This window comes from Ruegeria sp. C2 (assembly GCF_056537765.1).
This window is the reverse complement of record NZ_JBQFRZ010000003.1, coordinates 214129-227891: the sequence shown is the minus strand read 5'-3', so window position 1 is coordinate 227891 and position 13763 is coordinate 214129. Positions and strand designations below refer to the sequence as shown.

Genomic DNA, 13763 nt, shown 5'->3' with positions numbered 1-13763 from the left:
AGGGTAGATAACGCTAACATAACCTGCTAGGTCGCAGAGCTAAGGTCACGCCCAGCAGGTTGCAACGATGAAATACACCCGTTCAGATTTTCCCGACGATTTCCTGTTTGGTGCGGTCGAGCCTGCCAAGATTGCGGGCGGGTTTGATAGTTATCGTTTGCACATCCACTGGGATCAGATCCTTCAGGATGAGTGCAAACCGGTGCCCGAAGCTGTGGATCACCTTGCGCGACGAGTTGATCAAATTCTGGAACTTGGACAGCGCCCCTGCGTGATGCTCGACCATGAAACTCTGCCAGCTGCTCTGGTGGATCATGGCGGATGGCGCAACCGAGATGTCGCTGCGCGCTTTGCCGATTTCGCCGAGATAATCGTAGCTCGGATTGGTGAGCTTTTGTTCAGCATCGCAACCTGTGCTCCCTTGCCCGCCCAACAGAACGACAAACGCGGCACCGCGCGGAGCCTGCACCATCAGCTGCTGGCGCAAGGCATGGCCGTCCAAGCGATGCGCGGCTATGGCATGACGAATGTTGGCGCAGAGCTGGGCCACGGGCTAGAGGCCGTCATAGGCGGGTCCTATCCAACATCGATACTAGAGCCGCTTGGGGCCGATCTGCCCAAAAACTGGCAGCAGGACCTTGGCACAATTGCAGAGCCTGTCGACTGGTATGACCTTTCGCTCAAGACCTTGCCAACGCTCCTTGAGGTACAAGGCTACGCCAAGGAGGTACCGCTTTTTGTCACTCTGGACGGTGGCACACTATCTAAATTGGAACTTGGGTTGGAAGCGGTTCAAGGTGCGCTTCGGCAGAACGTTCCTGTAGGGGGTGTTTTCCTGAAGTCGTCGAGTACAGAGCTGCTGACATTTCTGTCCGATCAACCACACCCGGCGCCATGGGTCAGGCCAGAAAGCCATGTGCACGCACATTGGAACCTTGTCGCGGATATTGGCGGCACCAACACCCGGTTGGGGGTCGTCACCAACGGAGAACTGACCAACCTGCGAAAGCATCCGACCGGTACTCTGACCGATCTGCGCGATGCGCTGCACAGCTTGCGGGACGAGATCGGCACCGATCCGCGTGCCGTAGTAGCCGCAGGGGCCGGGCCAGTACGGAATGGTTCTATCCGCCTGACCAACGCCAATCTTGATCTGTCCGAAGATGAGCTCGCCCGTGCCACTGGCTCGCAACATACCTTCGTGATCAATGATTTCACAGCAGCTGCGTGGTCAGTCGCCAAGATCACCGAAGATCATGTCGAAGTGCTGCAAGGCGAAAGCGCTCCCCCGATTGGCACCCGTCTGGTTGTGGGACCCGGTACCGGGCTGGGCGTCGGCGCCCTGCTCTGGTCCGAAGGTCATTTCCATACAGCATCGGGTGAAGGCGGCCATATGGGCCTCTCACCCCGGCACCTTGATGAAGTTGAGGTCTTCAACGCCGCCCGGCGCATAGCGCCCGAGTGCTTTTTCGACGATAGTCTGGTGATCGAAGCGGAGATGTTTCTGAGCGGAATAGGCTTGCCGATCCTGTATCAGGCCGTGGGGATGGCGAGCGGCCGGACCGAAGCAGCAACACGATCCGCCAAGGATATTTTACAAGACGCGCGGGATGGGAATGATCCCTGCGCCGTTAAAACCGCGCGTATGTTCACCGAACATCTCGGCGCGATCATGGGTGATCTGGCAATGGCCCTGGTTCCAACAGGCGGTGTTTTCTTGGTGGGTGGCGTCGCCGAAAAGAACCGCTGGCTTTTCGGTCAAGATTTCCTGAGGGCCTTCAATGCGGGCGGACGGTTCGATACGCTGCGTCAGGGAATGAACCTATATGTCTCGGAACAAGATGATTTCGGCATTGTTGGCGCTAACAATTTCTGCCAGAATGCGCTCGCGCGCTGAGAAAGGGAAGAGGACAGCGGAATGATCCTGTGCTGCGGAGAAGCCCTGATCGACATGATTGCCGCGCCCACTGTTTCGGGTGAACAGGGGTTTGTTCCGCATTCCGGCGGGGCCATCTTCAACACGGCAATTGCACTGGGACGGTTGGGCGTTCAGACCGGGCTGTTGACCGGCCTCTCGACGGATATGTTTGGCGAGCAACTGACTGCCGCACTGCAGATCAGCCATGTCTCGACCAATCACATCATTCGCTCGGATCGCCCCACGACATTGGCCTTTGTGCAGCTGCAGGACGGCCACGCGAGCTATAGTTTTGTTGACGAAAACTCAGCCGGTCGGATGCTACGTCCCGACGACATGCCGGACCAGCTAACGGGGGTCTCAGCGCTGTATTTTGGAGGGATCAGCCTTGCCTGTGAACCCTGCGCTGATGCTTATGCCGCGCTTCTAGAGCGTCACGGCTCGGATCGCGCGGTGATGCTGGACCCAAACATCCGACCGGGATTCATCAAAGATCAGACGCGATACCGCACCCGTCTGAACCGGATGATCGCTCTGGCCGATATCGTCAAGGTTTCGGATGAAGACCTCGACTGGATCATCCCAGGCCCGGAAACTCATGCCGAGAAAATCCCGCTGCTGCTGCAAGCCGGACCGGCGGTTGTGATCGTCACCCGAGGCGGTGACGGCGCGACGGGTTATCTTGCCGACGGTTCCGAGGTCTCGGTCCCGGTGCAAAAGGTCGACGTCGTCGATACCGTTGGTGCCGGCGATACTTTCAACGCAGGCGTTCTCGCTCAGCTTGAGCAAACCGGCCACCTGAACAAACCGGCGCTACGGACCCTTTCGGCAGACAGCATGAAGGCCGCACTTGAACTGGGCGCGCAGGTAGCCGCTGTAACTGTCTCCCGCGCCGGGGCAAACCCGCCCTGGGCGCATGAACTTTGATAGGCATACGACCATGAAACGATCCGATATCAACAACATCAAGGCCGATGCACAACGCTTTATCCAGTCATTCGGCGCGGTGTTGCCACCTTTTTACAATTGGTCACCCGATGAGATGCGCAGCGACAAGGCTGCAGGCATTCGCAACCGAGGGCTGGGCTGGGATATCACCGACTATGGACAAGGTCGGTTCGATGAGCTTGGGCTGTTCCTCTTCACCCTGCGCAACGGAGACGTAGACGACTTGAGCCAAGGGCGCGGCATGCTTTATGCCGAGAAACTTCTGATTTCGCGCGATAAACAACTGTCGCCCATGCACCGCCACATCCTGAAAGCCGAAGACATCATCAACCGTGGGGGCGGTGATCTCGTGATGGAGATCTACGCCTCAGATCCCGACGGTGGCATCGATCGTGAAACGCCTGTTGTTGTCCCGAGCGACGGTTGCCCGGTCATCATTCAGCCTGGAGAGCTATTGCGCCTGAAACCTGGTCAAAGCGTCACCCTGATGCCCGGCATCTGGCATGCGTTCTGGGCCGAACAGGGCGATTGCCTGATTGGTGAGGTCTCGACTGTCAACGACGATCGTACAGACAATGTGTTCGAAGATCCGATCCCGCGATTTGCGACCATTGAGGAAGACGCGACTCCGGATTTTCTGCTGGTATCCGATTACTGAACGACCCCCGAAATATTCGGGAGCCGTTTCTATGCCATGATCCGACAGATCAGCTGCGGCCTTTCCACGGCACCAGCCAGTTTTCAGCCTTGCGCATCAGGATATCGATGCCGTAGCCGATGATACCGATCATCACGATGCCCATGATCACGATGTCGGTCAGCTGGAATTTCGACGCGGCGATGATCATCATCCCGGCGCCTTTCTGGGCTGCCACCAGTTCAGCAGCAACAACCGTGCCCCAGCAAACGCCCATCGCGACCCGTGCGCCCGTGAATATCTCGGGCAGAGAGTTGGGTACGATCACATAACGCATGATCTGCCACTTAGAAGCGCCCAGCGAATAGGCGGCGTGGATTTTCGAGATGTTCACCCCGGAAACCCCTGCCCGCGCAGCGATGGTCATGATCCAAAGCGCCGCCAGGAACAGCAGAACGATCTTTCCTGTTTCCCAGATGCCGAACCAGATGATAACCAGCGGGATCAGCGCCAAAGGCGGAACCGGACGCATGAATTCGACGATCGGGTCGAACCAGCCGCGGAACCAGCCGGACAGGCCCATTGCATAGCCCAGCGGGATGCCCACCAGTGCACCTGCTACAAAGCCTGCGATCACGCGGAGCAGTGACCAGCCCAGGTGCTGCCACAGCGAGAAGTTCTGGTAGCCCTCGCTGGCAATTTCAAAGAAACGCGCAACGACGGTTTCCGGTGCAGGCAGCCAGATCGGGTTCATCTGCAGGCCCTGATCGGGCGTAAAGCTGATCGCGCCTTTCCCGGTCAGAGTAACAGTACCATCACCTGTATCCACCGCATCATCCGGGCCAATGGGCGTGCCATTGATGGCGATGATTTTCGCGCCATCCGCGCGTTTGGCGTCGTCGTTTTTGTCGAACAGAATGGTCGAAGACCGGCCCGCAGGTGCCGCAAAGGCATCATCCTTGGCAAAACCGCTTCCGGGCTCAACCTCGAACTTCTCAGCCTCTTCACCAAATGAGGGGACGCGGACAAAGACGGTCGCCTCGTCCGTGGTGCCATCCGCATTCTCCAAAGTGTAGGTGAATTGCGTTTCGCCTACAAAGGGGCCCGGCACATGGATCGGGAACAGTTTTGACCCCGTGAACGCGGCCCAGATCACAAAGATCACGAGGACCGAGATGATTGACGCCGCCCGATCTGCACGAACCGCGCTTTCATCGCCAAAAGTTACTGTTTTCAGGCTGGTGAAGTCCTGACGTGACTGCAATCCCCGACGCATCGCGTAGACGATGAAGAACGCGCCGCCAAACAGGCCAATATAAAACAGAAGTACAATCATGATGCCTGCTCCGTCCGACCCATAATTTCTTCTTCCATCTCCCAGATCATCGAGAGAATCTCATCGCGTTTTTCTGCGAACCCTTCGGATTTCTTCACGTCCCGCAGATCCGCGTTCACGCCGCGCTCGGCGAACGGCAGGTTGTATTCGCGGTGAATTCGTCCGGGTCTGGGCGCCATCACGATCAGACGCTCGCCCAGCAAAAGGGCCTCTTCGACCGAGTGGGTGATCAGAATGATCGTCTTGCCGGTTTCTTTCCAGAGTTTCAGAACAAGGCCCTGCATCTTTTCGCGCGTCAGCGCGTCCAGAGCGCCCAGAGGTTCGTCCATCAGGATAACGTCCGGCTCGTTGGCCAAACACCGCGCCAGCGCCACGCGCTGTTGCATACCGCCAGACAACTCGTAGACCGCCTTGTCCTTGAAGTCCTGCAAACCCACGACTTCGAGCAGATGATCCGAGATCTGGTCGCGTTCGGCCTTAGGCATCCCTTTCATACGGGGACCGAAATCGACATTCTCGCGCACGTTCATCCATTCGAACAAGGCGCCTTTCTGGAAAACCATTCCACGTTCAGCGTCCGGTCCTTCGACGAGGTGACCGTTCAGTTCGATTTTACCCGATGTAGGGGCCAGAAATCCCGCAACGATATTGAGAAGCGTGGTCTTGCCGCAGCCCGATGGGCCAAGCACCGACATCAGCTCGCCTTCTTTCAGGCTGAGCGAAACATCCTGTAGTGCCTGCACCGATGAGCCGTTGGGTAGGTCGAAACGCATGGACAAATCGACAATGTCCAGTTCAGGCATCCTGTATCCTTCCTGCGTGCATATCTGTTGACCGGCCCTCTGTGGGGCCGGTCTTAATTGGCGACTTGTGAGTTTTAGTTACCTGCCGCCGCAAGTGGTGCTGCATTCACGGCACCATCATACGAATCCAGCGCCGACTCGATGCTGCCTGCCGAAACGAAAACGTTGGCCACACCCTTCATGAAGTCCTGCGCGCCGCCGCCCAGCCATTTCTCGGACAACTGCTCCTCAACCGATGGGAAGGAGAAGGTGGCGATGGTTGCCTCGGCATCCGCGGGATCCATACCAGCATCCTTAGCGATCACCGGCAGCATTTCGTCCTTGCTGTCACCTGCATTCCATTTCGCATTGGCATCTGCGGTGACTTTCAGGAACTTGGACAGAAGCTCGGGCTCTTCCTCGATAAAGCCTGACGGGGCGCTGGTCACGTCGAAGACCAGGATGCCAAGCTCTTCTTTTTCAGCGCCGGTCAGCAGGATATTGCCATGTTCGACCATGCGACGCAGCGCGCCGCCCCAGCCGCAGACCATGTCCAGGTTGCCCTGCGCAAAGGCCGCCGCGCCATCCGCGGGTGCCATATCAACGATCTCCATCGAGCCAACATCCACGCCGAAATGACCCATCTGGGAGAGGAAACCGTAATGCGCCGCCGTACCGATCGGAACACCAACTTTCTTGCCGTTCAACTCGCCCGCGTTGCCTTTGTCGATCTCCAACGCTTCTGCAACGACGCAGTTGTCGTTGTCCGAATAGCTGACCGCGACATCGACGATCTGAATATCCTGTCCTGCCGATGTGGTGACCACGAAGGGCGGTACGCCCTGGCTGACCGCGATCTGTACGTCGCCCGACGCCATCGCTGCGGACATCGCCGTACCAGTGTCGAAGGACACCCAGTTGATCTTTACACCAAGCTCTTCTTCATAGGTTCCGTTGGCCTTGGCATATTGGAACGGCATCGGCCATTCCAGGAAATACGCAACCGTAATCTCATCCAGCGCCGCCGCTTGCGAAGCGGTTAGTGCAGCAATGCCGGCAAAGGTGGTTGTGAGCAGTTTTCTCTTGATCATTTTGACTACTTTCTCCCTGCTGGTTTCGTCAGCCCGATTATTGCGAAACTTCGACCTGCGAAACAGTGGGAAAACCATAGTCGCAGGCGGGCGGAATCGTGAAATAAAAATCTTGTTGCGGAAAAAGCGAAACTTTGTTTCGCTTTAGCCTAATCAGTCGCAGATCAGGAGCGCTTGGATGCCACAAAAATCACTCAGTCTCAGATGGCTGGAGGTGTTTCAACTTATTTCCAAGCTTGGATCAATCCAGAAGGTTTCGGCCGAAACCGGTTTGTCGATCAGCACCGTGTCGAACCATCTGCGCAGCTTAGAGAAGGCGCTGGATGTCGAACTGGTTGATCACAGCCGTCGCCCCATGGGTCTGACCCCTGCCGGAACCGTGTTCTCGCGCCATGTTCGGGAGGGGTTGATGGCCCTGAAACGTGGCGAGGCTGAACTGCGCTCGGGTACTTGGCAACACGCAACTGATCTGCGGCTGGGTCTGATCGACGACTTCGACAGCCGCGTGGCACCCGAGCTTTTCCGGCATCTGTCAGCCTCGTTGCCAAGGTGCAGTTTCCGCCATTTCACTCGCCCTAGCCACGAAATCATCGACAAGCTGCAATCCCAGAAACTGGATGCAGGTGTGGCCACACGCCCCTCGGGTCATGCTGAGGGGTTGATGGAATTTCCACTGCTCAGAGACCCGTTCATTGTGATTTTGCCACCCTCGTTCAAAGGCCCGGTTGAAGAGTTGCTTGATTCAGAGACCGCCTTGCCATTGTTGCGGTATTCTCGGGACCACACCATTGGAAAACTGATCGAAAGCCAGCTGACCCGCAGCAAGATCAGCCTGCCGAACCGGTTCGAGCTTGAGTGTAATCAGTCCATCATTGGGCTTGTCGCCGAAGGCAGTGGCTGGGCGGTCACGACCGCTGCTAGTTATTATCGCGCGCGCAGATTCCACGAGGACACGCGCGCCGTGCCCTTTCCCGGGAAAAGCTTCGCACGGACCGTGTCGCTGTTTACCACCAGCGTCTATCCACCAACCACAACACGATTGCTGCACAACACTTTGTACAATCTGATCCGCCAGCACGTGACCGAGCCAATGACGGCGAAGTTCTCGTGGCTGAAGAACGATTTTCGCACCCTCCCGATGACATCTGAATGAACGACCCTCAATCAATCGCGGAATATCGAAGTTATCTTCCGGGTTTTTCGAAACCGGAAACGCGATGCTTGACCGACGGGCGCTGTAAGCTCTGATAAACTTCGAACATGCGGCCATAGTCTGGCTGCAGCCGAACCCGAAATCAAACCTATGACCCATTCGCCCGTTGATCCTTCAACCGGCTCAGGGTTCAGATCAGGACAGCTTGATGCACCTTTCTCGTTTCCCACGCGTTTTTCTTGCCCATCTACCGACTCCGCTGGAGCCGATGAAACGTCTTTCCGACGCATTGGGGGTCGAGATCTGGATCAAGCGCGACGATTGCACCGGTATGTCGACCGGGGGCAACAAGACCCGCAAGCTTGAATTCCTGTTTGGTGAGGCTCTGGAACAGGGCGCGGACATGGTGATGACGCAGGGTGCAACCCAGTCCAACCATGCGCGCCAGACGGCGGCTTTTGCTGCCCGATTGGGTTTGAAATGTCATATCCTGCTGGAGGACCGCACCAGCTATAACAACGCCAATTACAACAATAACGGCAACGTGCTGCTGGATCATCTGCATGGTGCCACGACCGAGAAATTTCCCGGTGGCCACGATATGCCCGCCGAGATGGAGCGCGCCGCAGAAAAGAATCGCGCCGAGGGGCACAAGGTCTATTTGATCCCTGGCGGCGGTTCGAACCCGACGGGTGCACTGGGGTACGTCAATTGTGCGTTGGAAATGGTTAGTCAGGCCAATGATGCTGACTTGCAGATTGACCGCGTGGTGCATGCCACCGGCTCTTCCGGCACGCAGGCCGGGCTGGTAACCGGGCTTTGCGCCATGAACACCGGCATCCCCGTGTTGGGCATCGGCACCCGCGCGCCGCAACCCAAGCAAGAGCAGATGGTCTATGATCTGGCCTGCAAGACAGCTGAAAAACTGGGCTGCTCAGGCGTCGTGAGCCGCGAAGATGTGATGGCCAATACGGACTATGTGGGTGAAGGCTATGGTCTGCCGACCGAAAGCGGGATTGAGGCGATCCGGATGTTTGCGGAGCTTGAAGGTATTCTGCTGGACCCGGTCTATTCCGCCAAAGGTGCCGCAGGTTTGATCGATCTGGCCCGGAAGGGCACGTTCAAAGGCGAGCGTCTGGTGTTCCTGCATACCGGAGGTTCAGTTGGTCTGTTCGGTTATGATTTTGCCTTCGATCACTCGGATCGTTGGGTCAACCTGTAAATGCTGGCGAATGTCTTCTGTCAGGTTCCCGCATGACCCGCCGGGTCGTGGGCATATTGGGCGGCATGGGCCCCGAGGCGACAATCCTATTGCAACAACGCTTGCTGGGCACGGTGCAAGCGCAGGATGATGTGGATCATTTGCCCTTGCTGATCGACATGAACCCGCAGGTCCCCTCACGCATCGCCCATCTGATCGAAGGGACCGGCGCTGATCCCGGCCCAGTTCTGGCCGACATGGCGCGGGGGCTGGAACGATCGGGCGCGACGGCACTGGCCATGCCCTGCAATACCGCGCATCATTATGCGGGGCAGATCGAACAGGCGATCTCGATCCCATTTCTGCACATGGTCGATCTGTCGATTGAACAGGCGGCTCAGGCGCTGCCTGACGGCGGATGCCTCGGCATCCTGGCCTCGCCGGCGATGCGTAAAGCCGGAGTGTTCGACGCTTCATTGGAGCGGGTAGGTCTTTCGGCGCTCTGGCCGAAAAACGAAGACCAGATGCTGAATGCAATCCGGCAAATCAAGGCAGACGGGGCGATCCCGGCAACACACGAAACGCTCTCTGCCGCCACGGCAGACCTGACCGGGCATGGTGCCCAATTGCTGCTCGTGGCTTGTTCCGAGTTTTCGCTCCTCACGCGTACGCTTTCTTCGGAAGTGCCCGTCCTTGATACCGTCGACGTTCTGGCCAACGCCATTCACGCCCATTACCTGCCCAGTTGAGGTACCCTCATGGCCGTCACCTATCTGAAAACCGCCGAACCCCGCCCGGAAACAGAGAACACCGATATCCACGACATCGTGTCGATCATGCTGTCAAACATCGAACGCGAGGGTGAAGAGGCGGTGCGGCGCTATGCCGAAAAGCTCGACGGCTGGACCGGAGATTTCGTCCTGTCCGAGACGGCGCGCAATGCTGCCTGCGACCGCGTACCCGATACGGTCAAAGAAGATATTCGCTTTGCCCACGCCAACATCCGTCGCTTTGCCGAGGCACAAATGACCACGGTACAAGAGTGCGAGATCGAGGTGATGCCGGGCCTGATCGCTGGGCAAAAACAAATCCCGATCTCGAGCGCGGGCTGCTATGTGCCCGGTGGAAGATATAGCCATATTGCCAGCGCTCTGATGACCATCACAACGGCCAAGGTCGCCGGGGTGCCTCATATCACCGCGGTCTCTCCGCCCCGCCCCGAGGCGGGTATTCCCGATGCAATCGTCTATGCGATGGACCTCGCCGGGGCCGACCTGATCCTGAACCTTGGCGGCGTTCAGGGGATTGCCGCCATGGCGCATGGACTGTTCGGAGCGCGACCTGCGGACATTCTGGTCGGCCCCGGAAACGCCTATGTGGCCGAGGCGAAGCGGATGCTGTTCGGCAAGGTGGGTATCGATATGTTCGCCGGGCCTACGGATTCTCTGGTGATCGCGGATCACACCGCATCCGTCGAAACTGTTGCGTGGGATCTGGTTAGTCAAGCCGAGCATGGCATGGACAGCCCGGTCTGGCTCGTCAGCACCGACAAGGCGCTGGCACACGGAGTGATTGCGCGCATAGATGCGTTGATCCACAGCCTGCCTGAACCCAATGCCTCAGCCGCACGGGTAGCATGGCGGGATCGAGCCGAAGTGATCCTATGTGACACGCGAGAGGAGGCGGCCCGAGTAGCAGATGACTACGCGCCGGAACACCTGCAGGTCATGGCCGAGGATCTGGACTGGTGGCTGGATCAGCTGTCGGCCTATGGCTCATTGTTTCTTGGGGCCGAGACGACCGTATCATTCGGCGACAAAACCTCGGGTCCGAACCACGTGCTGCCGACCAGCGGCGCCGCGCGCTATACCGGAGGCCTGTCCGTCCACAAATTCACCAAGACGGTGACGTGGCAACGCTGTACGTCTATGGCCTCGCACGAGCTGGCCCGACGCACTGCCCGGATCAGCCGAATGGAGGGTATGGAGGGCCATGCGCGCGCCGCTGAGATGCGTTTGTCCAAACACGAGGCCGTCACGCCTGTTACGACATAGGGGCAGTCGTCATGCGATCTGATTTGAGAAATTTTGATAGCAAGACTCTCATAATTTGATCATATTTGACCAAACCCTAACGAGACGACTCGGATGCCACGTCAGACTGCTCCCAAGGACCTCAGCCTCAAGTGGCTGGAATTGTTTCAGATCTGCGCGCAGAAGGGCTCACTGCAGGCGGCAGCGAAGGAAACCGGGCTGACCATCAGCACAATCTCGCACCATTTGCGCAATCTCGAGGATCATCTTGGCGTCGAGTTGTTCAATCATGCACGCCGACCCATGGTGCTGACGCCAAAGGGCCATGTCTTCCTGCGCAATATCGATGACGCTCTGCATCTGATCCGCAAGGCCAAGGCCGAAGCCTCGGCAGGCAGCATTGCCGAGGCCAGCTATCTGCGCTTTGGCACAATCGAGGATTTTGACAGCGACATCATTCCCGAGCTTGCTGTATTCCTGTCGGCCAACATGCCCGCCTGCGATTTTCTGTATCACACGGACTCCAGCCACGCGATCATCGAGATGCTGCGTGACCGGCAACTGGATGTGGGAATCTCAACCACACCCACCGAAAAGATGCGTGATCTTCAGGACCGCCCCCTTTTACGCGATCCGTTTGTCATCGTTCTGCCAAAGGTGAATGACGAGTCGTTGACCGATATCGTCGAAGGGCGCACGAAATTGCCGTTCCTGCGGTTTTCCAATTCGCTCATCATTGCGCGGCAGATTGAATCGCAATTGCGCCGGATGGGGTTTTCCCCGCCCCACAGGTTTGAGTGCAGCAACAATCAGACCCTGATGTCCATGGTTTCAGCCGGGGCCGGGTGGACCATCACGACACCACTCTTGTATTCGCGCGCCAAACGGTTTCAGCCAAAGCTGAAAATGCACCCCTTCCCGGGAAAGAGCTTTTCACGCACGCTTGCTCTGGTCGCGACGCCGGATTGTTCCCGCTCGGTGATCGAGTTGGTCGACACCAAAACGCGCGCGCTGATCCGAGATCGCATCCTTGCACCCCTTCATGCGGATAACCCTTGGCTCGCTGATCGTTTCGATCTTGTCGAGTAATCCGGCCGTGCTCAAAGGATATTGAAGCGCGCTCGGATCAGGTGGTCCTGCTCGGGCGTCAGATAGTTGGGACGGTGATCCCGCAAGATTTCCTGCGCCTTCAAGCGCGCACGGGACCAGGCATCAAGCGCACCGTTTTCGGCCCATGTCCGGGGTTCGTCCCGGTCGGCCAATGACGGGTAAAAATAATCCCGTTCCATCGCAGCAAAGGTGTGCTGCCCACCCAAAAAATGCCCCTCGCCCAAAACCGCCTCGCAAATAGCGTCAAAGCCCAGATTGTCGTCGGTCACCTCAATGCCCCGCAGGGCGCGATAGGTGTTCGAATGCATTTCGTCATCAAGCACAAAGCCCTCGAAGCTCGCCCCCAATAGGGACGCCGTCATGCCCGAGCTTTCGTATATCAGATTACCGCCCGCCAGCGCTGCGGCCATCGAGGTCAGCCCCTTCTCCATCCCGTATTGCGCATCTATGGCTTTCGCGTCCGTCATCGAACAGGCCACGCCCGAAGGCAGCCCCAACCAGTTCGACAATTGAGCCGAGGCAGCGTTCAGCACCGCGGTTTCACCACTCCCACCCGAAAACGCGCCGGTACGCAGGTCGATCACCAAAGGCCAGTTAGAGAACACCATCGGAAATCCGGGTTGGATTGCGTGAACCATCACCAGGCTGGCCAGGGTCTCGGCCAGAGATTGAGCCAGAAACCCAGCCAAAGTCGCAGGCGCCGTCGCCCCCGCCTGCGCGGCGGTGATACAAGACATTGGGATATTGTGTTCGACACAGGCATAGACGACATCTACCGCATCTTCACCATAGCGCATCGGCGAGATCACGGGGCTGATATGCGCCTTCATGAAAGGGCGTTTCGAGAATTCGCCCGGGCCACCTGCGGCGATGTCCAACATCTCGACGATGGGGGCAACATGCTCGGCCAATGTGAAGGAAGTTGCCGTAGGCTTGGTGGTGTTCTTTATCAGCGCATAAGCGGTGTTTACGTCCAGATCGAAGGTCTCAGGTACGTCAGTGGCAACGCAGCAGCGGGTAAACCAACTGACATTGGCCAACACATCCTGAAGCCGTGTGAAATCATGCAAATCCTGCAGGGTCGACGGGCGATAGAGACCTGTATTCGGATCAAGCGTCTGAACCGCCGCCCCACCAGTTCCGAAATGCACACGATTGCCGCCCACCTCGATCGAACGCGTCTCATCCCGTCCGTGAAGCACAAAGGTCTTGGCGGCCTGATCGATGGCTTGTTCCACAAGCTGCGGCGGGAAGGTCACCCTACCCTCGCCAGTGTCGCGCGCACCGATCGCCAAGAGATCTGCGTGCAGTCGCGGCGGCACCTCGCCCATTCCCAACCTGTCGAGCAGATCGAGCGCGGTGGAATAAATACGCTGCAGCTCAGCGTCGGTCAGGGGTTTATAGCTGCCGCCCGGCTGTCCCGGCGGGCACGGATCAAGCGCAGGTTTTTCCGCCCGTTGTGCAAGACGGCCCTTTCGCCCTGCCCGCTTTCCCTGCCGCGCTTCCATCGCAGTCCTTTCAACATGATGTAATGACTTTATTCAAAGGATCTCG

12 protein-coding genes are annotated in these 13763 nt (G+C 57.9%); 8 read left to right on the top strand and 4 right to left on the bottom strand.

Features of this window, described 5'->3' with window-relative positions; genetic code table 11:
• Nucleotides 1-67 precede the first annotated feature (67 nt).
• Genes ACR0IV_RS13315 through ACR0IV_RS13305 form a run of 3 tightly spaced genes read left to right on the top strand, consistent with a single transcriptional unit; the run spans nt 68 to nt 3524 of the window.
• On the top strand, nt 68-1897 hold the full coding sequence (locus tag ACR0IV_RS13315) for a family 1 glycosylhydrolase (protein ID WP_480658779.1): 1830 nt from the start codon (nt 68-70) through the stop codon (nt 1895-1897).
• 21 nt (nt 1898-1918) lie between these two features.
• Complete coding sequence (locus ACR0IV_RS13310; protein WP_480472628.1) at nt 1919-2845, top strand: carbohydrate kinase family protein; 927 nt, start codon at nt 1919-1921, stop codon at nt 2843-2845.
• Between the two features lie 13 nt (nt 2846-2858).
• Entirely contained in the window at nt 2859-3524 is a 666-nt protein-coding gene (locus ACR0IV_RS13305; protein WP_480658781.1) for a D-lyxose/D-mannose family sugar isomerase, read from the top strand.
• Nucleotides 3525-3573: 49 nt separating this feature from the next.
• Here ACR0IV_RS13305 and ACR0IV_RS13300 read toward each other — a convergent pair whose 3' ends face one another.
• The 3 genes from ACR0IV_RS13300 to ACR0IV_RS13290 form a co-directional block, all read right to left on the bottom strand.
• Complete coding sequence (locus ACR0IV_RS13300) at nt 3574-4839, bottom strand: ABC transporter permease (protein WP_480658782.1); 1266 nt, start codon at nt 4837-4839, stop codon at nt 3574-3576.
• Nucleotides 4836-5642, bottom strand: coding sequence for a taurine ABC transporter ATP-binding protein (locus ACR0IV_RS13295; protein WP_480472622.1), 807 nt, complete (start codon nt 5640-5642; stop codon nt 4836-4838). The genes ACR0IV_RS13300 and ACR0IV_RS13295 overlap by 4 nt, the downstream gene beginning before the upstream one ends.
• A gap of 74 nt (nt 5643-5716) precedes the next feature.
• Nucleotides 5717-6712 (bottom strand): taurine ABC transporter substrate-binding protein, encoded by a 996-nt coding sequence (locus ACR0IV_RS13290; RefSeq protein ID WP_480472620.1) that lies wholly within the window; start codon nt 6710-6712, stop codon nt 5717-5719.
• Nucleotides 6713-6890: 178 nt separating this feature from the next.
• Between ACR0IV_RS13290 and ACR0IV_RS13285 the strand changes: the two genes are divergently transcribed.
• The 5 genes from ACR0IV_RS13285 (at nt 6891) to ACR0IV_RS13265 (ending at nt 12188) form a co-directional block, all read left to right on the top strand.
• The gene (locus ACR0IV_RS13285; RefSeq protein WP_480658783.1) at nt 6891-7865 is read left to right on the top strand and encodes a LysR family transcriptional regulator; all 975 of its coding nucleotides are present in this window, start codon (nt 6891-6893) and stop codon (nt 7863-7865) included.
• Between the two features lie 208 nt (nt 7866-8073).
• On the top strand, nt 8074-9087 hold the full coding sequence (gene cuyA, locus ACR0IV_RS13280) for a D-cysteate sulfo-lyase (RefSeq protein WP_480658784.1): 1014 nt from the start codon (nt 8074-8076) through the stop codon (nt 9085-9087).
• A gap of 32 nt (nt 9088-9119) precedes the next feature.
• Nucleotides 9120-9815 carry a cysteate racemase gene (gene cuyB, locus ACR0IV_RS13275; RefSeq protein WP_480658786.1) on the top strand — a complete coding sequence of 232 codons (696 nt, stop codon included), beginning with the start codon at nt 9120-9122 and terminating at the stop codon, nt 9813-9815.
• A gap of 9 nt (nt 9816-9824) precedes the next feature.
• Nucleotides 9825-11120 carry a histidinol dehydrogenase gene (gene hisD, locus ACR0IV_RS13270; protein WP_480658787.1) on the top strand — a complete coding sequence of 432 codons (1296 nt, stop codon included), beginning with the start codon at nt 9825-9827 and terminating at the stop codon, nt 11118-11120.
• A gap of 93 nt (nt 11121-11213) precedes the next feature.
• The gene (locus ACR0IV_RS13265; RefSeq protein ID WP_480658789.1) at nt 11214-12188 is read left to right on the top strand and encodes a LysR family transcriptional regulator; all 975 of its coding nucleotides are present in this window, start codon (nt 11214-11216) and stop codon (nt 12186-12188) included.
• A gap of 11 nt (nt 12189-12199) precedes the next feature.
• Here the strand turns inward: ACR0IV_RS13265 and ACR0IV_RS13260 are convergent, their stop codons facing one another.
• Nucleotides 12200-13717: a trimethylamine methyltransferase family protein gene (locus ACR0IV_RS13260; RefSeq protein ID WP_480658791.1), complete on the bottom strand. Its 1518-nt coding sequence runs from the start codon at nt 13715-13717 to the stop codon at nt 12200-12202.
• Nucleotides 13718-13763: the final 46 nt, after the last annotated feature.

Coding starts and splice junctions, on each gene's coding strand:
- ACR0IV_RS13290 (WP_480472620.1), bottom strand. CDS start 6,712: ATGATCAAGAGAAAACTGCTCACAACCACCTTTGCCGGCATTGCTGCA.
- ACR0IV_RS13310 (WP_480472628.1), top strand. CDS start 1,919: ATGATCCTGTGCTGCGGAGAAGCCCTGATCGACATGATTGCCGCGCCC.
- ACR0IV_RS13315 (WP_480658779.1), top strand. CDS start 68: ATGAAATACACCCGTTCAGATTTTCCCGACGATTTCCTGTTTGGTGCG.
- ACR0IV_RS13260 (WP_480658791.1), bottom strand. CDS start 13,717: ATGGAAGCGCGGCAGGGAAAGCGGGCAGGGCGAAAGGGCCGTCTTGCA.
- ACR0IV_RS13305 (WP_480658781.1), top strand. CDS start 2,859: ATGAAACGATCCGATATCAACAACATCAAGGCCGATGCACAACGCTTT.
- hisD (WP_480658787.1), top strand. CDS start 9,825: ATGGCCGTCACCTATCTGAAAACCGCCGAACCCCGCCCGGAAACAGAG.
- cuyB (WP_480658786.1), top strand. CDS start 9,120: ATGACCCGCCGGGTCGTGGGCATATTGGGCGGCATGGGCCCCGAGGCG.
- ACR0IV_RS13285 (WP_480658783.1), top strand. CDS start 6,891: ATGCCACAAAAATCACTCAGTCTCAGATGGCTGGAGGTGTTTCAACTT.
- ACR0IV_RS13295 (WP_480472622.1), bottom strand. CDS start 5,642: ATGCCTGAACTGGACATTGTCGATTTGTCCATGCGTTTCGACCTACCC.
- ACR0IV_RS13300 (WP_480658782.1), bottom strand. CDS start 4,839: ATGATTGTACTTCTGTTTTATATTGGCCTGTTTGGCGGCGCGTTCTTC.
- ACR0IV_RS13265 (WP_480658789.1), top strand. CDS start 11,214: ATGCCACGTCAGACTGCTCCCAAGGACCTCAGCCTCAAGTGGCTGGAA.
- cuyA (WP_480658784.1), top strand. CDS start 8,074: ATGCACCTTTCTCGTTTCCCACGCGTTTTTCTTGCCCATCTACCGACT.